This window comes from Micromonospora auratinigra, assembly GCF_900089595.1.
Classification (GTDB): domain Bacteria; phylum Actinomycetota; class Actinomycetes; order Mycobacteriales; family Micromonosporaceae; genus Micromonospora; species Micromonospora auratinigra.
In genome coordinates, this window is sequence record NZ_LT594323.1 from 432,316 (window position 1) to 450,013 (window position 17,698).

A 17,698-nucleotide genomic window follows, 5' to 3' on the forward strand; every position below is an offset into this window, starting at 1 on the left:
GCTGCTTGCCCGGGCGCGCGTCGGGCCGTACCTTCAACAAGACGTACGTACGGTTTGGAGGCTGTCATGTGGGACCCGAGCACCTACCTGCGCTACGGCGACGAGCGCTCCCGGCCCTTCCACGACCTGCTCGCCCGGGTCGGCGCCGAACGGCCCCGCGCCGTGGTGGACCTGGGCTGCGGGCCCGGCACGCTGACCGCCACCCTGGCCGCCCGCTGGCCCGACAGCCGGGTCACCGGGCTGGACTCCTCCGCCGAGATGATCGAGCGGGCCGGGGCGCTGGACGCCCCGGTCGACTTCACCGTCGGTGACGTACGCGCCTGGCGGCCGGGGCCGGACGTGGACGTGGTGGTCTGCAACGCGGTGCTCCAGTGGGTGCCCGGGCACCGCGACCTGCTGGTCCGCTGGGCCGCCGAGCTGCCGTCCGGGGCCTGGCTGGCCTGCCAGGTGCCGGGGAACTTCGCCGCCGCGTCGCACCGGGCGCTGCGCGAGGTCGCCGGACGGCCGCGGTGGCGCGACACCCTGGCCCCGCTGCTGCGCGAGGCGCCCGTCGACGACCCCGCCGACTACGCCGCGCTGCTGGTCGGTGCCGGCTGCGCCGTCGACGCCTGGGAGACTACCTACGTGCACCTGCTCCCGGCCGCCGGCGCCGACCACCCGGTGCTGACCTGGATGGACGGCACGGCGTTGCGGCCGGTCCGGGCCGCCCTGGACGCCGCCGGCTGGGCCGACTTCCGCACCGAGCTGGGGGTACGCCTCACGCAGGCCTACCCGGTGCGGCAGGGTCAGGTGTACTTCCCGTTCCGCCGGATCTTCGTGGTGGCCCGTACCGGCGCCCGCGCAGAGGAGAACCTGTGACCGACCTGCCCACCTTCATCGCCGGACTGCCCAAGGTGGAGCTGCACGTGCACCACGTCGGCTCCGCCTCGCCCCGGATCGTCGCCGAGCTGGCCGCCCGGCACGAGGGGCGCAGCCCCGTCCCCGCCGACCCGGACCGACTCGCCGACTACTTCGCGTTCCGCGACTTCGCCCACTTCATCGAGGTCTACCTGAGCGTCGTGGACCTGATCCGCGACCCGGAGGACGTCTGGCTGCTCACCCACGAGGTGGCCCGGGAACTGGCCCGCCAGCAGGTCCGGTACGCGGAGCTGACCGTCACGCCGTACTCGCACGTGCACCGGGGGATCCCCGCGCCGGCGTTCTGCGAGGCGATCGAGGACGCCCGCAAGCGGGCCGAGGCCGACTTCGGCGTCGCGCTGCGCTGGTGCTTCGACATCCCCGGCGAGGCCGGCCTGCCGGCGGCCGAGGAGACGCTGCGGATCGCCCTGGAGGAACGCCCCGACGGGCTGGTCAGCTTCGGCCTGGGCGGCCCGGAGATCGGGGTGCCCCGGCCGCAGTTCAAGCCGTACTTCGACCGGGCCCGGGCGGCGGGGCTGCGCTCGGTGCCGCACGCCGGCGAGACCACCGGGCCGGAGACCATCTGGGACGCGCTGCGCGAGCTGGGCGCGGAGCGGATCGGCCACGGCATCGCCGCCGCGCTCGACCCGGAGCTGCTGGCCCACCTCGCCGAGCGGCGGATCCCGCTGGAGGTGTGCCCCACCTCGAACGTCCGGACCCGGGCGGTGGCCACCATCGAGGAGCACCCGCTGCCGCAGCTGGTCGCCGCCGGCGTACCGGTCACGATCAACTCCGACGACCCGCCGATGTTCGGCACCACCCTCAACGACGAGTACGCCGTCGCGGCCCGCCTGCTCGACCTGGGTCCCGACGGGCTGGCCGGGCTGGCCCGCGACGCGGTCACCGCGTCGTTCCTGGCCCCCGGCGAGCAGGCCCGGATCACCGGCGAGATCGACGCCTACCTGGCGGCCGCGACCCGCTGACCGGACGGCCCGGCGCCGGCCGCCGCGACACCCGCGGTGGTCGGCGCCGGCCGGACAGGGCCGGCCCGAGCGCGGCGAGAGCCCCGACCGAGCCGGCCGTGCCGACCCCGAGCAGGGGTACGTCGGGAGCGTGGCGGCCCGGAACGTGGGCGAACACCGGGTCCTGCCAGACGGCGAGGGTGAGGGCGATGCCCACCCCGATCACGGCGGTCCAGCGGAGCAGGCGGTGGACGGTCGGCCTCGGCACGGTCACCTCCGGCTCGGCGCGTCGGACGCCACGCCGCGACGCGGCGTCGCCGCACCCGTTTCGACGGGGGAGTGGCGCGCGACGGGAGCGAGGTGTGGGGGGACCGAACTCCCGCCGCGCGCACGCTCCGTCGGCCGAAGGTGTTACGGGGCGTTCCGACCGACGGAACTGATGGGTTCGGTCCTGATCCTGACAGCCGGCGGCGGCCCACCGGCCGTCGTTAACCCTTATCTAAGGAAGACTTGCGTCGGCGCACAGCCAACGCGGTCACCGGGGGCGCGGCCAGCGCCGCGCCCCGCTCTTCTGCTCCCGGGCGTCGCGCGCCATCCGGCCGACCAGGCCGAAGCGGTTGACCTGGCGGGGGGCCGCGTCGGGATCGGCCAGCAGCATCACCACGCTGGCCCCGCCGAGCCGGGCCCGGTCGATGCTGACCGAGCCGTTGGCCTGCAACGCGACCCGCTTGGCGATGTCCAGGCCGAGACCGGTGGAGCCCTGGTCGCTGGCGCCGCGGCGCAGCGCCCGGTCCGGGTCGGTGATGCCCGGGCCGGCGTCGTCGATCCGGATCGCCACCCAGCCGTCGCGCCGGCTCACCGCCACCTCGAACGCGGTGCCCTGCGGGGTGTAGCGGAAGACGTTGCCGATGACCGCGTCCAGCGCCGCGGCCAGCTCGGCCCGGGGCACCGGGGCCGGGATGCGCAGCTGCGCGCCGGTGACCCGGTGCGGCCGGTTCTGGTCGCCGGCCAGCGCCGACCAGAAGACCATCCGGTCCCGGACCACCTCGCTGACGTCGCAGCTGGCCGGGCCGGTCTCCTGGCCGACCGCCTTGCGGGTGGTCTTGATCAGCTGGTCGACCTCGCCCTCCAGGGTGACGATGGCCTGCCGGATCCGCCGGATGCCCCGGCGGCGGTCCAGCTCCGCCTCGCTGAACGTGCCGATGCTGGTGTCGTCGGACTCCAGTGCCTCGGCGTCCAGCCGCAGTGCGGTCAGCGGCGTACGCAGCCGGTGCGACAGGTCGGCGACCAGTTCCCGCTCGTCGGCGCGGAGCGCGACCAGCCGTTCGGCCATCCGGTTGAACGCGTGCCCGGCCTCGGCCAGCTCCCGGGGACCGGCCGGCTCGACGCGTACCGCCACGTCGCCGTCGCCGATCGCCAGCGCCGCCTTGACCAGCTCGCCGGTGGCGTCCGCGGCCCGGGCGGCGACCCGGTCCACCACGATCACCGCCGCCCCGACCAGCGCGACCGCCACCGCGAGCAGCAGCAGCCACCGCCCGTCGGCGCCCTCGTCGAGCACCCGGTCGGGGACGAAGACCTCGACCACGGCGACCTTGTCGCCGAGCACCACCGGATCGAGCCGGAGCACCCCGCCGGGCACCTCGGTGACCAGGGAACGCCGCTGCGCCTCGGCCTCCGCCAGCGCCGCCGCGTCGGCGCGCCCGCCGGTGTCCTCCCCGAGGCCGTGCACCACCGGGCGCAGCGCCGGGTCGTCCCCGCTGGCCGCGATCGCCCGCCGGACGACCGCCGGATCGGTGCTGACCGCCAAGGCCCCGGTGACCAGCGCGCTGCGCCGGGCCGCGTCGGCCAGCTTCTCCTCGCGCGCCTGGTCGCCCAGGGTGAGCCCGAGCGGGACGAGGAAGGCGAGCGCGACCAGACTGCACATGCCGGCGGTGAGCCAGGCCAGCGCCGTCCTCAGTCCGGCGCCACCAGCCGGAAGCCGACCCCCCGCACGGTGCGCAGGTAGCGTGGCTTCGCCGCGGACTCGCCCATCTTTCGGCGCAGCCAGTACAGATGAACGTCGATGGTCTGGTCCTCGCCGACCGATGGCTGCCGCCATACCTCCTCCAAGAGTTCCCGCCGGGACACTACCCGGCCGGGACGTGCGGCGAGATACGCCAGCAGGTCGAATTCCTTGCGGGTGAGCGCGAGCGGCTCGCCGTCGAGCGCCGCGCTGCGCTCGCCGACGTCCACCCGCAGGCCGCCCACGGTGTGCACCGCCGGCTGCACGGACCGGCTGGCCCGCCCGGCCCGGCGCAGCACCGTGGTGATCCGGGCGTCCAGGTGCGCGCCGGTGAACGGCTTGACCATGTAGTCGTCGGCGCCCGCCCGCAGCAGCCGCACCACGGACTGCTCGTCGTCGCGGGCGGTGGCGATGATGATCGGCACGTCGGTGATGCCGCGCAGCATGCGCAGCGCGTCCGAGCCGTCCAGGTCGGGCAGGCCCAGGTCCAGCACGACCAGGTCGGGGGTCTCGGCGGCCACCCGGCGCAACGCGTCCAGCGCCGTACCCACGGCGTGCACGGCGTGCCCCCGGTCGGTGAGGGACCGCAGCATCGCGCCGCGTACGACGTGATCGTCTTCGACCAGGAGCACGGTGGCCACGTCAGCACCGTACTCGGCGTGGCAAGTCGATCGCGTTGCGGCGCTCCCGCGATCCGGGCAAGCTGGGACGACGATGACGTTCACCCTGTTCCCCGACACCCGCCTCGCGCTCGCCCGCGACTCCCTCGCCGGCCTGTCGGTCGGCGACGCGCTGGGCGCCGAGTTCTTCGTCCCCGGCCGGCACCCCGGTGACCTAGCCGCCGGCCGGCTGCCCGCCCCGCCCTGGCCGTGGACCGACGACACCGAGATGGCCTGTTCGGTGGTGGCCGAGCTGGGTGTCGCGGGTCAGCTCGACCGGGACCGGCTCGCGCTCGCCTTCGCCGAACGCTGCGAGCCCTACCGGGGGTACGGGCCGGGCGCGGTGACCATCCTGCGGCTGATCCGGACCGGCACGCCGTGGCCGGTCGCGGCGGCGGCCGCGTTCGACGGTCAGGGCTCCTGCGGCAACGGCGCGGCCATGCGGGTCGCCCCGCTCGGCGCCTGGTACGCCGACTCGACCCGACGCGCCGCCGAGGAGGCCCGGGCCAGCGCCGAGGTGACCCACGCCCACCCGGAGGGGATCGCCGGGGCGGTCGCGGTGGCGGTGGCCGCCGCGGCGGCCGCCCGGGCCCGGCTCGACGGGGTCCGGCCCGACCCGGACCGGCTGCTCGCCGTGGTGGCCGGCGCGCTGGACCCGGCCAGTGCGGTGCACCGGGGCGTGCGGGAGGCGGTGGCGCTGCTCGGCCACCCGGCCGACGGGGTGGCCGCCGTGCTCGGCAACGGCTCCCGGGTCACCGCGCAGGACACCGTGCCGTTCACCCTCTGGGTGGCCGCCACCCACCTCGACGACTACCCGACCGCGATCCGGGTCTGCGTCGAGGCGGGCGGGGACGTGGACACCACCGCGGCGATCGTCGGCGGGATCGTGGCCGGGCACACCGGGGTGGGCACCCCGGGCGGGGTGCCGGACGGCTGGCTGGCCGCCCGCGAGCCGCTGCCCGACTGGGTCCCCGCCCACCCCTGACCGGGCCGGCGCGGGGGCGCCGAGCGGAGGCGAGACACCCGGCGGTGACCGCACCGAGGAAAACCCCGGGCTGCCGGGAAGAGGATTTTCCGGGATGGTGTCGTATCGGGGCGCAGCCGCTCGTGGAAGCAGTGTGCGGCGGCCGGGCCGCCGCACCCGAGGAGTCGGGCAAGGCCCTCGTCCCGGGGCTGAGAGGAGACCACCATGACGCAGTACCTGATCGCCTTCAACGACGAGTGGGTGCCCGAGCACACGGCCGAGCAGGCGCGCGCGAAGGACGCCGCCGTCCGTCCGGTGATCGAGGAGATGCGGGCCCAGGGGGTCCTGGTCTTCGCCAACGGCGGGCTCGACCGGTCTACCGTGGTGTGCGGAGTCGAGCCGGTCGACGGGCAGCCCGTCTTCACCGACGGCCCGTACGTCGAGACCAAGGAGCACCTGGGCGGCCTCGTCGTCGTGGACGTGCCCGACGACGCGGCGGCGCGGCGCTGGGCCGGCCGGCTGGCGGCCGCGCTCGACTGGCCGCAGGAGGTGCACCGGTTCGCCGGCCCCGGGCAGACCGGGTGGAACGGTTCCGGGGAGCGATGAACCACGGCGTCGCCGCACTGAGCGGTCCCGCCGTCGCACAGGCGCTCACCCGGGCCCACCACGAGGAGTGGGCGCGGCTGGTCGCCGGGCTCACGCGTCGGTTCGGCGACCTCGACGTCGCCGAGGAGGCGACGGCCGAGGCGTTCGTGGCGGCGGCGGAGCGGTGGCCCCGCGAGGGCGTACCGCCGCACCCCGGCGGTTGGCTCGCCACCACCGCGACCCGCAAGGCGATCGACCGGCTCCGGCGCGAGTCGCAGCGCGAGGCCAAGCACCTGCTGGCCCGGATCGGGCACGACGACGCCCCTCCCGAGCCGACCGGCCCGGTCGAGGACGACCGGCTCAGACTGCTCTTCACCTGCTGCCACCCGGCGCTCGCGCCGGAGGCCCGGGTGGCGCTCACCCTGCGCCTGCTCGGTGGCCTGACCGTCGCCGAGATCGCCCGCGCCTTCCTGGTCCGGGAGACCACGATGGCGCGCCGGATCACCCGGGCCAAGGCCAGGATCAAGGCGGCTCGCATCCCCTACCGGGTGCCCGGGGCCGAGGACGTCCGGGCCCGGCTCGACGGGGTGCTCACCGTCGTCTACCTGATCTTCAACGAGGGCTACCTCACCGGTGCGGGGGACGACCCGGTCCGGGCCGACCTCACCGACGAGGCGATCCGTCTCGGCCGGCTGCTGCGCACCCTGCTGCCGGCGGACGGCGAGGTGGCCGGCCTGCTCGCCCTGATGCTGCTCACCGACGCCCGGCGGGCGGCGCGGGTCTCCGACACCGGCGAGCTGGTGACCCTCGACGAACAGGACCGCGGCGCCTGGGACCGTACCCTCATCGCCGAGGGCGCCGCCCTGGTCCGGGAGCGGGTCGCGGCGGTGGCGGCCGGCGGTGACCCGGCCGGACGCCACCAGCTCCAGGCGGCGATCAGCCTGGTCCACACCGAGGCCCCGTCCGCCCGGGACACCGACTGGTTCACCGTCGCCGCGCTCTACGGCCGGCTGGTGCAGCTCGACCCCTCACCGGTCGTACGGCTCAACCGGGCGGTCGCGGTCGCCGAGGTCGACGGGCCCGGGGCCGGGCTCGCCGAGGTCGACCGGCTCGCCGACGTCCTCGACGGCTACCACGCCTTCCACGCCGCGCGCGCCGACCTGCTGCGCCGCCTCGGGCGCGGCGGCGAGTCGCGGGCCGCGTACGACCGCGCCATCGGACTCACCGGCAACCCCGCCGAGCGGGCCTACCTCACCCGCCGGCGCGGCCAGCTCGTGCCCTGACCGCCCGCCCACCGAGCCCGCCGCCGCCGGTCAGCGGGCCGGCCCGCCGGACGACCCGGCCGGTACCGCGAGGACGGGTTCGCCGGTGTCGCCGCGACGCGGACGGCCCTGCTCCGGGTCGTCCCGCTCGGTCTCGTCGGCGGGCGTCTCCTCGGCGGGGACGTCGTCGTCGGCCAGCGTGAGGGTGCCGCGCCGGCGTCGGCTGAACAGCCAGCCGAGCGCCGCGCCCCCGGCCAGCCCGGCGAGCAGCCCGCCGCCCAGCAGGAGGTCGGCGCTCGGGCCGTCGTCCCCGTCACCCGGCGCGGCCGGAGCGGCCGCCCCGGCCGGCTCGTCGGCGAGCGCCCCGTGGCCGCCGTGCGCGCCGGTGCCGGGCAGCGCCGGCAGCAGGGCCACGGTCGGTGCCGGGTGCGCACCGCCCGCCGGATCGGCCCACCGCACCACCGTCCCGTCGGCGTACGTCTGGAGCACCTGGAAGGTGAGCCGGTCGGTGGCCGGCATCGGTCCCATGCCGAGCGAGAGCCGGGCCGGTCCGCTCGCCCCGGGCATCCGGATCCAGGTCACCGCCTCGGTCACCTGGTCCAGTTCGGGGGAGTGGATGCCGGCGACCGGCCGGTCCAGGGTGCGGGTGGTGATCCGCGGCGCCCAGCCGGGCACCGACAGCGGGTAGACCTCACCGATCGGCGCATCGGCCGGCATCCGCAGCTCGATGCGGGTGGTCCGGGTACCGGCCCGCTCCTCGGGCAGCAGCACCGCGAGCTCGATCGCGTCGCCCTGGCGGACCTCGGCCGGGGAGGTGCTGACGGTCACCTCGGCGGCGCTCGCGACGCCCGGCCAGCCGGCCGTACCCAGCGCGGCGGCCAGCAGCAGGCCCGCGCACCACCGGCCCCGACGGGTCAGTCTCATGGTCGTCCCCATCCGTCTCGACGCGGGCCGGTACCGGCTCCGGCCCCACCCGGTAGTTCGGGCCGGGAGCCGGAAAGGTTCAACCCGGGACGGAACTCGTCGACGGCCCGGCGGGACGGTGCGGCGTCGCCGACGGTGCCCCGGCGGCGACCGATAGCATCGCAGGGGCCGGTACGCCGGCACACCTCAACACCCATCGACGACAGGAGTCACCGTGTCCGCACCCCGTACCCCCGTCGTGGCCGACCCCGTCGTCGTCGCCGCCGGGACGACGGCGGCCGACGCGGTGGCCGCGGCCGGACTGCCGATGACCGGCCCGAAGGCGGTCGTGGTGGTCCGCGACCCGCAGGGCCAGCTGCGCGACCTCGACTGGAAGCCGGCCGAGGAGACCAGCGTCGAGCCGGTCGGCATCGACACCCCGGACGGGCTGAACGTGCTGCGCCACTCCACCGCGCACGTGCTGGCCCAGGCCGTGCAGGACGTCTTCCCCGAGGCGAAGCTCGGCATCGGCCCGCCGATCGACAACGGCTTCTACTACGACTTCGGCGTCGACAAGCCGTTCCAGCCGGACGACCTGGCGAAGCTCGAGAAGCGGATGCAGGAGATCGTCAAGTCCGGGCAGCGGTTCCGGCGGCGGCGCTTCGCCAGCCTGGACGAGGCGCGCAGCGAGCTGGCCGCCGAGCCGTTCAAGCTGGAGCTGATCGAGGTCAAGGGCGAAGGGCTGGACTCCTCCGAGGTGATGGAGGTGGGCGGCGGCGAGCTGACCATCTACGACAACCTGGCCGCGACCGAGGACAAGGTCTGCTGGTCGGACCTGTGCCGGGGCCCGCACCTGCCGAACACCCGCCTGATCGGGGCGTTCAAGCTGATGCGCTCGGCCGCCGCGTACTGGCGGGGCTCGGAGAAGAACCCGCAGCTGCAGCGGGTGTACGGCACCGCGTGGCCGACCCGCGACGAGCTGAAGGCGTACCTGAAGCTGTTGGAGGAGGCCGCCCGGCGCGACCACCGCAAGCTCGGCGCGGACCTGGACCTGTTCAGCTTCCCCGACGAGATCGGCTCCGGCCTGGCGGTCTTCCACCCCAAGGGTGGCGTGATCAAGCGGGTGATGGAGGACTACGTCCGCGCCCGGCACATCGAGGAGGGCTTCCAGTACGTCGGGACCCCGCACATCTCGAAGGAAGGGCTCTTCCACACCTCGGGCCACCTGCCCTACTACGCCGACGGCATGTACCCGCCCATGGAGCTCGAGGGCGCGGACTACTACCTCAAGGCGATGAACTGCCCGATGCACAACCTGATCTACCGGTCGCGCGGGCGGTCCTACCGTCAGCTGCCGATGCGGTTGTTCGAGTTCGGCTCGGTCTACCGGTACGAGAAGTCCGGCGTCGTGCACGGCCTGACCCGGGTGCGCGGTCTGACGCAGGACGACTCGCACTCCTACTGCACCCGGGAGCAGGCGCCGACCGAGATCAAGCACCTGCTCGGGTTCGTGCTCAGCCTGCTGAAGGACTTCGGCATCGACGACTTCTACCTGGAGCTGTCGACCCGCGACGAGAACAAGCCGGACAAGTTCGTCGGCTCCGACGAGGACTGGGCGACGGCGACCGCGGTGCTGGAGCAGTGCGCCCGGGAGACCGGGCTGGACCTGGTGCCGGACCCGGGTGGCGCGGCCTTCTACGGCCCGAAGATCTCCGTGCAGGCCAAGGACGCGATCGGCCGCACCTGGCAGTTGTCGACCATCCAGTACGACTTCAACCAGCCGAAGGGTTTCGGGCTGGAGTACCAGGCGGCCGACGGTACCCGGCAGCAGCCGGTGATGATCCACTGCGCGAAGTTCGGCTCGATCGAGCGGTTCATCGGCGTCCTCACCGAGCACTACGCCGGCGCGTTCCCCGCCTGGCTGGCCCCGGTGCAGGTGGTGGGCATCCCGATCCGCGACGACCACGCCGACTACCTCCAGGAGTTCGTCGGCACGCTGGCCCGGCAGGGGATCCGGGCCGAGGTCGACTTCGGCGACGACCGGATGCAGAAGAAGATCCGCAACGCCCAGCAGCAGAAGATCCCGTTCATGGTGATCGCGGGCGACGACGACGTGGCCGCCGGCACGGTGTCCTTCCGCTACCGGGACGGGTCGCAGCGCAACGGGGTGCCGGTCGACGAGGCCGTCGCGCACGTGGTCGAGGTGGTCCGGTCGCGGACCAACGCGGGACCGTCGGCGCAGGGCTGACCGGACGATCCACCGGCACGGCGGCTCCGGGAGGCCGGACGCCGCCGTGCCGCGTACCCGGTGCGGTGACCGTAGGATCGGCGGTGTGACTGGGGCGGAACGGCACTTCGAGGACGGCGACAACGGTCTGGCGGACGGGCTGGAGCGGCTCTGGACGCCGCACCGGATGACCTACATCTCCGGCGAGGACCGGCCGGAGGGCGGCTACGAGAAGCCCACCGGCTGCCCGTTCTGCCGGGCCCCGGGGCTGCCGCCGGACACCAGCCTGGTCGTCGCCCGGGGTGAGCACGTCTTCGCGGTGCTCAACCTCTACCCGTACAACCCGGGCCACCTGCTGGTCTGCCCGTACCGGCACGTCGCCGACTACACCGAGCTGGACGCCCCGGAGACCGCCGAGCTGGCCGCGTTCACCAAGGACGCCATGCGGGTGGTCCGCCAGGTCTCCAACGCGCACGGCTTCAACCTGGGCATGAACCAGGGCGGGGTGGCCGGCGCCGGCATCGCCGCCCACCTGCACCAGCACGTGGTGCCGCGCTGGGGCGGCGACGCCAACTTCATGCCGGTCATCGGGCGTACCAAGGTCCTGCCGCAACTGCTCGCCGACACCCGCGACCTGTTCGCCAAGGCCTGGCCGGCCTGACCGTCTCCGCCCGGCCGCGCCCGGGTCGCGGTGCGGGTCCGGCGCCGCCGGCCGGCGGTGCGGGCTCAGCGCAGGCGGCCGCGGACCCGGGCCAGCCGGCGGCGGGCCGAGGCGGCGGTGCGCTGGGCCGAGTCGGCCCGGTCGGCCGCCAGCTGGGCCCGGACGGCCAGCCGGCGCAACCGGCGCTCCACCATCTGGTCGCCGTGCCGGGCGATCCACAGGCAGACGCCGGCCAGCGGCAGCTCCACCAGCACGGCCAGGGCCACCGACAGCGCCAGCTCCGGCCCCGGTGGGGTGGTGACGACGTCGAACCAGGCGTCCACCGCCAGCATCGTCGCGGTGCCCGTCGCGGCCATCACCACCCGCCGGTCGCCCCGGTACGCCCACCACGCGGTCAGCCCGAGCAGCGCCACCAGCCCCAGGTCGAAGCCGACCCAGGAGGCCCGGTAGTGCACCGTCACGGTGTGCCGGGGCAGGGTCAGCGCCAGGTAGCCGATCCACGGCAGGGTGAGCAGGGCCAGCGCCACGAAGGTGGGCGCCACCCAGCGGGGCACCGGGCGCACCTCGGTGGCCCGTTCGATCTGTTCCGCCGTGACGCCCATGGCTACCTCCGGCCGCGGAATGCCTCGCCGCCAAGATCCCCAAACCCTCGGACGGCCCCCTTCGACAGTACGATCCGCCACATGGCCCTGCTGCACCGCGCCGAACTGCGCCCCTCGAAGCTCGACCTGCTCACCCGGTGGCTGCCCACCCGCGGCTGGTTCGCCGGCGACGCCGGGACGGCGGTGACCCGCGTCGCCGCGTACCGGTTCGACGACCCGGCCGGGGAGGTCGGCGTGGAGACGATGCTGGTCCGGGCGGGGGAGGGACCGGTCCTCCAGGTGCCGCTGACCTACCGGGGCGCGCCGCTGGCCGGTGCCGACGACCGGCTCCTCGGCACCATGGAGCACTCCGTGCTGGGCCGGCGCTGGGTGTACGACGCCGTCGGCGACCCGGTCTACCAGCGCGCGCTGGCCGCCGCCGTGCTCGCCGGGGCCGACCAGGCGCAGGAGTACTTCGAGGTGGACGGCGAGCGGCAGGTCCGCCCGCCGAGCATGACCCTGACCCCCGGGCGGTACGCCGGGACGGCGGACGGCGTACCCGCGCCGGTGGTCGACGGCGACCCCACGCTGATCCGTACCGGGCCGGTCGCGCTCGCCCTGGTCCGGCGGCCGGTCGCCGGGGTGGGCGCCGGGCCCGGTCGGCTCACCGGGGCGTGGGACGGGCAGTCCGCGCCGGTGCTGCTGGCGCAGGTCGTCACCGACTGAGCGGCACCGATCGTGGCCGGCCGGCTGCCGGACCGTCACGATCCCGCCCGTCGTGGCCCGGCAGGTGGCAGGATGCGGCGATGGCAGTCAGCACGCGGACGTTGGGCCGCAGCGGCATCCGGGTCAGCGCCCTGGGCATGGGGTGCTGGGCGATCGGTGGGCCCTGGTCGGAGGGGGTCCGACCGCTGGGCTGGGGCGCGGTGGACGACGAGGAGTCGGTCCGGGCCGTACGCCGCGCGCTCGACCTGGGGGTGACCCTCTTCGACACCGCCGACACGTACGGGGCCGGGCACGGCGAGCGGGTACTCGGGCGGGCGCTCGCCGGCCGCCGCGACGAGGCGGTGATCGCCACCAAGTGGGGGTACACCTTCGACGAGGCGGCCCGGCAGGCCACCGGGGAGGACGCCTCGCCCGGGTACCTGCGCCGGGCGGTGACCGGCTCGCTGCGCCGGCTGGGCACCGACCGGATCGACCTCTACCAGCTGCACCTGGGCGACCTGTCGGTGCCGCGCGCCGAGGCGCTGGTCGGCACGCTGGAGGACCTGGTCGCCGAGGGGCTGGTCCGGGCGTACGGCTGGAGCACCGACCGGGCCGACCGGGCCGCCGCGTTCGCGCAGGTCGCCCGGCACGCCACGGCGGTCCAGCACGGCCTGTCGGTGCTCCGCGACGCGCCCGCCATGCTCGACGTCTGCGAGAAGCACGACCTGGCCGGCATCGCCCGGGGGCCGCTCGGGATGGGGCTGCTGACCGGCAAGTACACCCCGGAGTCCACGCTGCCCCGCGACGACGTACGGGGCACCGCGCCGACCTGGCTGGAGTGGTTCCGCAGCGGCCGTCCCGCCCCGGAGTGGCTGCGTCGGGTCGCCGCCGTCCGGGGTGCCCTGACCGCCGACGGCCGGACCCCGGCCCAGGGCGCGCTGGGCTGGATCTGGGCGCGCAGTGGCCGGGCGGTGCCGATCCCGGGCGCGCGGACCGTCGCGCAGGTCGAGGAGAACGCCGAGGCGCTGCGCCGGGGCCCGCTCGCCCCGGACCACTTCGCCGAGGTGGAACGGCAGCTGGCGGCCCTGCGCTCGGCGGCGCTGCGCGACGCCGACCGCCCGCACTGGCCGATGCCCCCCGTCCCCGCCGCCCGCCCCTGACCCCCGCGCCGCCGCCCCGCCGTCGCCCCCGCCCGCCCGCCCCAAGATTCCCGCTAATTCACGGAAAGAGTGGCCTCCGCGCTCTCGGAGACCACTCTTTCCGTGAATCAGTCGCCCCGGGCCGGGAGCGGGTGGGCGTGCGGGGGTCAGGTGCGGGTGGCGTGTTCCTTGCGGACCTGCTCGGCGAGGGGGGCGGGCATCGGCTCGTAGCGGGCGAACTCGCGCCGGAAGGTGCCGGTGCCGGCGGTCATCGAGCGCAGCTCGACCGCGTACCGGAGCAGTTCGGTGGCGGGCACCTCGGCGCGGACCAGGGTGCGCCCCTCGGCGTCCGGGTCCGGCTCGGTGCCCAGCACCCGGCCGCGCCGGCCGGAGAGGTCGCCCAGCACCGCGCCCACCGACGAGTCGGGCACCCGGACGGTCACCTCGTCGACCGGCTCCAGCAGGCCCGGCTGGCCCTTCTCGGCGGCGTCGCGCAGCGCCAGCGCGCCGGCGGTCTGGAACGCCGCGTCGGAGGAGTCGACGCTGTGCGCCTTGCCGTCGACCAGGGTCACCCGCAGGTCCACGACCGGGCAGCCGGCGACCAGACCCCGTTCCATCTGCGCCCGGACGCCCTTCTCCACCGACGGGATGTAGTTGTGCGGGACGGCCCCGCCGACCACCTTGTCGACGAACTCGAAGCCGGCGCCGCGCGGCAGCGGCTCCACCTCGATGTCGCAGACCGCGTACTGGCCGTGCCCGCCGGACTGCTTGACGTGCCGGCCGTGCCCCTTCGCGGCGGCGCCGAACGTCTCGCGCAGCGCCACCCGGACCGGCTCGGTGTCCAGCTCGACGCCGCCGGCGCGCAGCCGGTCCAGCACCACGTCGGCGTGCGCCTCGCCCATGCACCAGAGGACCAACTGGTGGGTCTCCGGGTTGCGGTCCAGCCGCAGCGTCGGGTCACCGGCGACCAGCCGGGCCAGGTTGCGGGCCAGCACGTCCTCGTCGGCCCGGCTGCGCGCCACGATCGCCACCGGCAGCAGCGGCTCGGGCATCTCCCAGGGCGCGACGAGCAGCGGCTCCTCCTTGGCGGAGATCGTGTCGCCGGTCTCCGCGCTGCCCGACTTGGTGATCGCGCAGATGTCCCCGGCCACCGCGGCGGGCACCTCGCGCAGCGTCGCGCCGAGCGGGCTGTAGACGTGGCCGACCCGCTCGTCGGCGTCGTGGTCGGGGTGCCCGCGCTCGGCCATGCCGTGCCCGGACACGTGGATGACCTGGTCCGGGCGGAGGGTGCCGGAGAAGACCCGGACCAGGGAGACCCGCCCGACGTGCCGGTCGACGGTGGTCTTGACCACCTCGGCGACCAGTGGGCCGTCCGGGTCGCAGGCCAGCGGCGAGCGGGGCGAGCCGTCGACCCCGGTGACCGCCGGCACGTCGTGCTCCAGCGGCGACGGGAACGCCGACACCAGGCCGTCCAGCAGCGCGTCCAGGCCGACGCCGGTCTCCGCGCAGACCGGCACCACCGGGTAGAAGTGACCCCTGGCCACCGCCTTCTCCAGGTCGGTGATCAGCACCTCGGTGTCGATCTCCTCGCCGCCCAGGTAGCGGTCCATCAGGGTCTCGTCCTCGCTCTCGGCGATGACCCCCTCGATCAGCTCGTTGCGGGACTCCAGGATCGCCGGCAGGTGCTCCGGGTCCGGCTCACGCACCGCGGCCGGCAGGCCGGCGGAGTAGTCCAGGACCCGGCGGGTGATCAGCCCCATCAGACCGGCCACGGACTCCCCGTCGTCGCCGAGCATCGGCAGGTAGAGCGGCAGCACGTTGTCGCCGAAGACCCGCTGGCAGAGCGCCACCGCCTCGTCGAAGTCGGCGCGCGGGTGGTCCAGCCGGGTCACCGCGACCGCGCGCGGCATGTCGACCGCGGCGCACTCCTCCCAGAGGGCGGCGGTGGCGGCGTCCATGCCGTCGACGGCGGAGACCACGAACAGGGCGGCGTCGGCGGCGCGCAGCCCGGCGCGCAGCTCGCCGACGAAGTCGCCGTACCCGGGGGTGTCCAGGAGGTTGACCTTGACGTCGCGGTGCAGCAGCGGGGCACAGGCCAGGCTCACCGACCGCTGCTGGCGTACGGCGGCGGGGTCGTGGTCGCAGACGGTGCTGCCGTCGGCGACGGTGCCGGCGCGCCCGATCGTGCCGGAGGCCGCGAGCAGCGCCTCGACCAGGGTGGTCTTGCCCGCCCCGGAGTGCCCCACGAGCACCACGTTGCGAACCCTGCCGGGCTCGGTCACCACCGGCGCGCCGCCGGTGACACCCTTCTCCTGATTTTTCTGCGCCATCGCGGCGCACCTCCCTCAGCCGGTGGTGGGTGGCGACCGCCGCGCGCGACGGGGAAGCGGCCCCGGGCGGGTACCGCGGCGATATCCTCCGGTGGACTCCTCAACGACGGGTACGCGGACCGGTGTCGCGGTGAACTGGCTCACCTCCCACATCCGATCTCACACCCGTCGCCGGGCCCGCACAAGGCCGAACGGCCCGGCGGGTCGGCCGCTGTGTCGCCGGCCGCTGCCGGCCGATATCGTGGGACCGCCATGGCGAAGATCTTCCAAGTGACGGCCCGGGCGGGCATGACCCGCATCGTGGAGCCGGTCGCGCGCGGGCTGCTCCGCGCGGGCGTGTCCCCCAACGCGGTCACCGTGACCGGCACCCTCGGCGTGCTCGTCGGCGCGCTCGGCTTCGGCGCGCGCGGCCAACTGGTCGCCGGTGCGCTGATCGTCACGGTCTTCGCGCTCACCGACCTGCTCGACGGGACGATGGCCCGGATGAGCGGCGGTTCCACCCGGTTCGGGGCCTTCCTCGACTCGAGCATGGACCGCATCGCCGACAGCGCCGTCTTCGGCGCGGTCGCCTTCTGGCTGGCCGGCCAGCACAACCAGTCCGGGGTGGCCGCCGCGCTGCTCTGCCTGGCCGCCGGCGGCCTGGTCTCGTACGTCAAGGCCCGTGCCGAAGGGCTGGGCATGACCTGCAACGTGGGCATCGCCGAGCGCACCGAGCGGCTGCTGATCGTCGGGGTGGGCGGCCTGCTCACCGGCCTCGGCGTCGACCCGGCCCTGGAGATCGCCCTCTGGCTGCTCGCCGCCGTCTCGATCTTCACCGTCGGGCAGCGGATGGCCCACGTGTACCGGCAGGCGCAGTTGGTCGGCTCGGAGTGAACCTCACCGAGGCGGGCTACATCGCCGGCTGGCGGCTGGCCCGCGCGCTGCCCCGGCCGCTGGTCGCCGCCGCGTTCCGGGCCGGCGCCGACCGCGCCCACCGCAGGAACGGCGGGGGTACGGCCCGGCTGCGCGCGAACCTGCGCCGGGTGGTCGGCCCGGAGCTGCCCGAGGCAGAGCTGGACGTCCTGGTCCGGGCGGGCCTGCGCTCGTACGCCCGGTACTGGATGGAGGCGTTCCGGCTGCCCTCGCTGAGCCGCCGGGATATCCTCGCCGGCTTCCACCTGGGCGGCGCGGAGCTGCTCGCCGCCGACGTGGCGGCCGGCCGGGGCGCGGTGGTGGCGCTGCCGCACGCCGGCAACTGGGACGCCGCGGGCGCCTGGGTGGCCGCCACCGGCTGGCCGATCACCACGGTCGCCGAGCGGCTCAAGCCGGAGGGCGTCTACGAGCGCTTCCTCGCCTTCCGGCAGGGCCTGGGCATGGAGATCCTGCCCACCCACGGCGGCGACCGGCCCGCGTTCGACGTGCTGCTGGACCGGCTGCGGGCCGGCGCGGTGGTGCCGCTGCTGGCCGACCGGGACCTCTCCGCCCGGGGCGTGGAGGTGGAGTTCTTCGGCGGCCGGACCCGAATGCCGGCCGGCCCGGCCCTGCTGGCGATCCGCACCGGCGCGCCGCTCTACGTGGCCTCGCTCTGGTACGAGCCGGACGCCGCCCACGCCGCTCTGGACGGCCCGCTGGAGCTGCCCGACCCGGACAGCGCGCCGCTGGACGAGCGGGTCCGCGAGTTGACCCAACGGATTGCCGACCGTCTGGCGGCCGGCATCGCCCGGCATCCGGAAGACTGGCACATGTTGCAGCGGATGTGGCTGGACCAGGGTGCGACGAACGGTGGCGTGGACGTCAGCACGCCGCCGGCCGCCACCGGGACGATCTGAGGGAGCGGGCGCC

At 75.3% G+C, this 17,698-nt stretch carries 16 protein-coding genes; 11 read left to right on the forward strand and 5 right to left on the reverse strand.

Features of this window, described 5'->3' with window-relative positions:
• The first annotated feature begins 66 nt into the window (after positions 1 to 66).
• Both GA0070611_RS02090 and GA0070611_RS02095 read left to right on the forward strand, forming a co-directional pair.
• Positions 67 to 858 (forward strand): trans-aconitate 2-methyltransferase, encoded by a 792-nt coding sequence (locus tag GA0070611_RS02090; RefSeq protein ID WP_091656345.1) that lies wholly within the window; start codon positions 67 to 69, stop codon positions 856 to 858.
• Positions 855 to 1,880, forward strand: coding sequence for an adenosine deaminase (locus GA0070611_RS02095; RefSeq protein WP_091656349.1), 1,026 nt, complete (start codon positions 855 to 857; stop codon positions 1,878 to 1,880). Before GA0070611_RS02090 ends, GA0070611_RS02095 begins: the two co-directional genes overlap by 4 nt.
• A 514-nt stretch (positions 1,881 to 2,394) precedes the next feature.
• Here the strand turns inward: GA0070611_RS02095 and GA0070611_RS02100 are convergent.
• Both GA0070611_RS02100 and GA0070611_RS02105 read right to left on the reverse strand, forming a co-directional pair.
• Positions 2,395 to 3,783: a HAMP domain-containing sensor histidine kinase gene (locus tag GA0070611_RS02100; protein ID WP_091656353.1), complete on the reverse strand. Its 1,389-nt coding sequence runs from the start codon at positions 3,781 to 3,783 to the stop codon at positions 2,395 to 2,397.
• A gap of 29 nt (positions 3,784 to 3,812) precedes the next feature.
• On the reverse strand, positions 3,813 to 4,502 hold the full coding sequence (locus GA0070611_RS02105) for a response regulator transcription factor (protein WP_091656356.1): 690 nt from the start codon (positions 4,500 to 4,502) through the stop codon (positions 3,813 to 3,815).
• A 73-nt stretch (positions 4,503 to 4,575) separates the two neighbouring features.
• Here GA0070611_RS02105 and GA0070611_RS02110 point away from each other — a divergent pair, with 73 nt between their 5' ends.
• The 3 genes from GA0070611_RS02110 (at position 4,576) to GA0070611_RS02120 (ending at position 7,352) form a co-directional block, all read left to right on the forward strand.
• Complete coding sequence (locus GA0070611_RS02110) at positions 4,576 to 5,505, forward strand: ADP-ribosylglycohydrolase family protein (protein WP_091656359.1); 930 nt, start codon at positions 4,576 to 4,578, stop codon at positions 5,503 to 5,505.
• A 204-nt stretch (positions 5,506 to 5,709) separates the two neighbouring features.
• Positions 5,710 to 6,090, forward strand: coding sequence for a YciI family protein (locus GA0070611_RS02115; protein WP_091656362.1), 381 nt, complete (start codon positions 5,710 to 5,712; stop codon positions 6,088 to 6,090).
• On the forward strand, positions 6,087 to 7,352 hold the full coding sequence (locus GA0070611_RS02120; protein WP_091656365.1) for an RNA polymerase sigma factor: 1,266 nt from the start codon (positions 6,087 to 6,089) through the stop codon (positions 7,350 to 7,352). Before GA0070611_RS02115 ends, GA0070611_RS02120 begins: the two co-directional genes overlap by 4 nt.
• 30 nt (positions 7,353 to 7,382) lie before the next feature.
• Here the strand turns inward: GA0070611_RS02120 and GA0070611_RS02125 are convergent, their stop codons facing one another.
• Complete coding sequence (locus tag GA0070611_RS02125) at positions 7,383 to 8,255, reverse strand: DUF1775 domain-containing protein (protein ID WP_091656368.1); 873 nt, start codon at positions 8,253 to 8,255, stop codon at positions 7,383 to 7,385.
• Between the two features lie 214 nt (positions 8,256 to 8,469).
• Between GA0070611_RS02125 and thrS the strand changes: the two genes are divergently transcribed.
• Positions 8,470 to 10,482, forward strand: coding sequence for a threonine--tRNA ligase (gene thrS, locus GA0070611_RS02130; protein ID WP_091656371.1), 2,013 nt, complete (start codon positions 8,470 to 8,472; stop codon positions 10,480 to 10,482).
• A gap of 85 nt (positions 10,483 to 10,567) precedes the next feature.
• A complete protein-coding gene (locus GA0070611_RS02135; protein ID WP_091656375.1) occupies positions 10,568 to 11,122 on the forward strand; it encodes an HIT family protein in 555 nt (184 codons plus the stop codon).
• Between the two features lie 65 nt (positions 11,123 to 11,187).
• Here GA0070611_RS02135 and GA0070611_RS02140 read toward each other — a convergent pair whose 3' ends face one another.
• Entirely contained in the window at positions 11,188 to 11,724 is a 537-nt protein-coding gene (locus GA0070611_RS02140; RefSeq protein ID WP_091656378.1) for a hypothetical protein, read from the reverse strand.
• An 81-nt stretch (positions 11,725 to 11,805) separates the two neighbouring features.
• On the opposite strand from GA0070611_RS02140, the gene GA0070611_RS02145 reads away from it, so the two are divergent.
• Positions 11,806 to 12,429, forward strand: coding sequence for a CG0192-related protein (locus GA0070611_RS02145; RefSeq protein WP_091656382.1), 624 nt, complete (start codon positions 11,806 to 11,808; stop codon positions 12,427 to 12,429).
• Positions 12,430 to 12,509: 80 nt separating this feature from the next.
• On the forward strand, positions 12,510 to 13,568 hold the full coding sequence (locus GA0070611_RS02150) for an aldo/keto reductase (RefSeq protein WP_091656387.1): 1,059 nt from the start codon (positions 12,510 to 12,512) through the stop codon (positions 13,566 to 13,568).
• 146 nt (positions 13,569 to 13,714) lie between these two features.
• On the opposite strand, the gene GA0070611_RS02155 is transcribed toward GA0070611_RS02150, so the two are convergent.
• A complete protein-coding gene (locus GA0070611_RS02155) occupies positions 13,715 to 15,877 on the reverse strand; it encodes an elongation factor G-like protein EF-G2 (protein ID WP_091656390.1) in 2,163 nt (720 codons plus the stop codon).
• Between the two features lie 252 nt (positions 15,878 to 16,129).
• On the opposite strand from GA0070611_RS02155, the gene pgsA reads away from it, so the two are divergent.
• Positions 16,130 to 16,750, forward strand: a complete 621-nt coding sequence (gene pgsA / locus GA0070611_RS02160; protein WP_091656395.1) for a phosphatidylinositol phosphate synthase — start codon at positions 16,130 to 16,132, stop codon at positions 16,748 to 16,750.
• Complete coding sequence (locus GA0070611_RS02165) at positions 16,747 to 17,685, forward strand: phosphatidylinositol mannoside acyltransferase (RefSeq protein ID WP_091656398.1); 939 nt, start codon at positions 16,747 to 16,749, stop codon at positions 17,683 to 17,685. Before pgsA ends, GA0070611_RS02165 begins: the two co-directional genes overlap by 4 nt.
• The last annotated feature ends 13 nt before the right edge of the window (positions 17,686 to 17,698 follow it).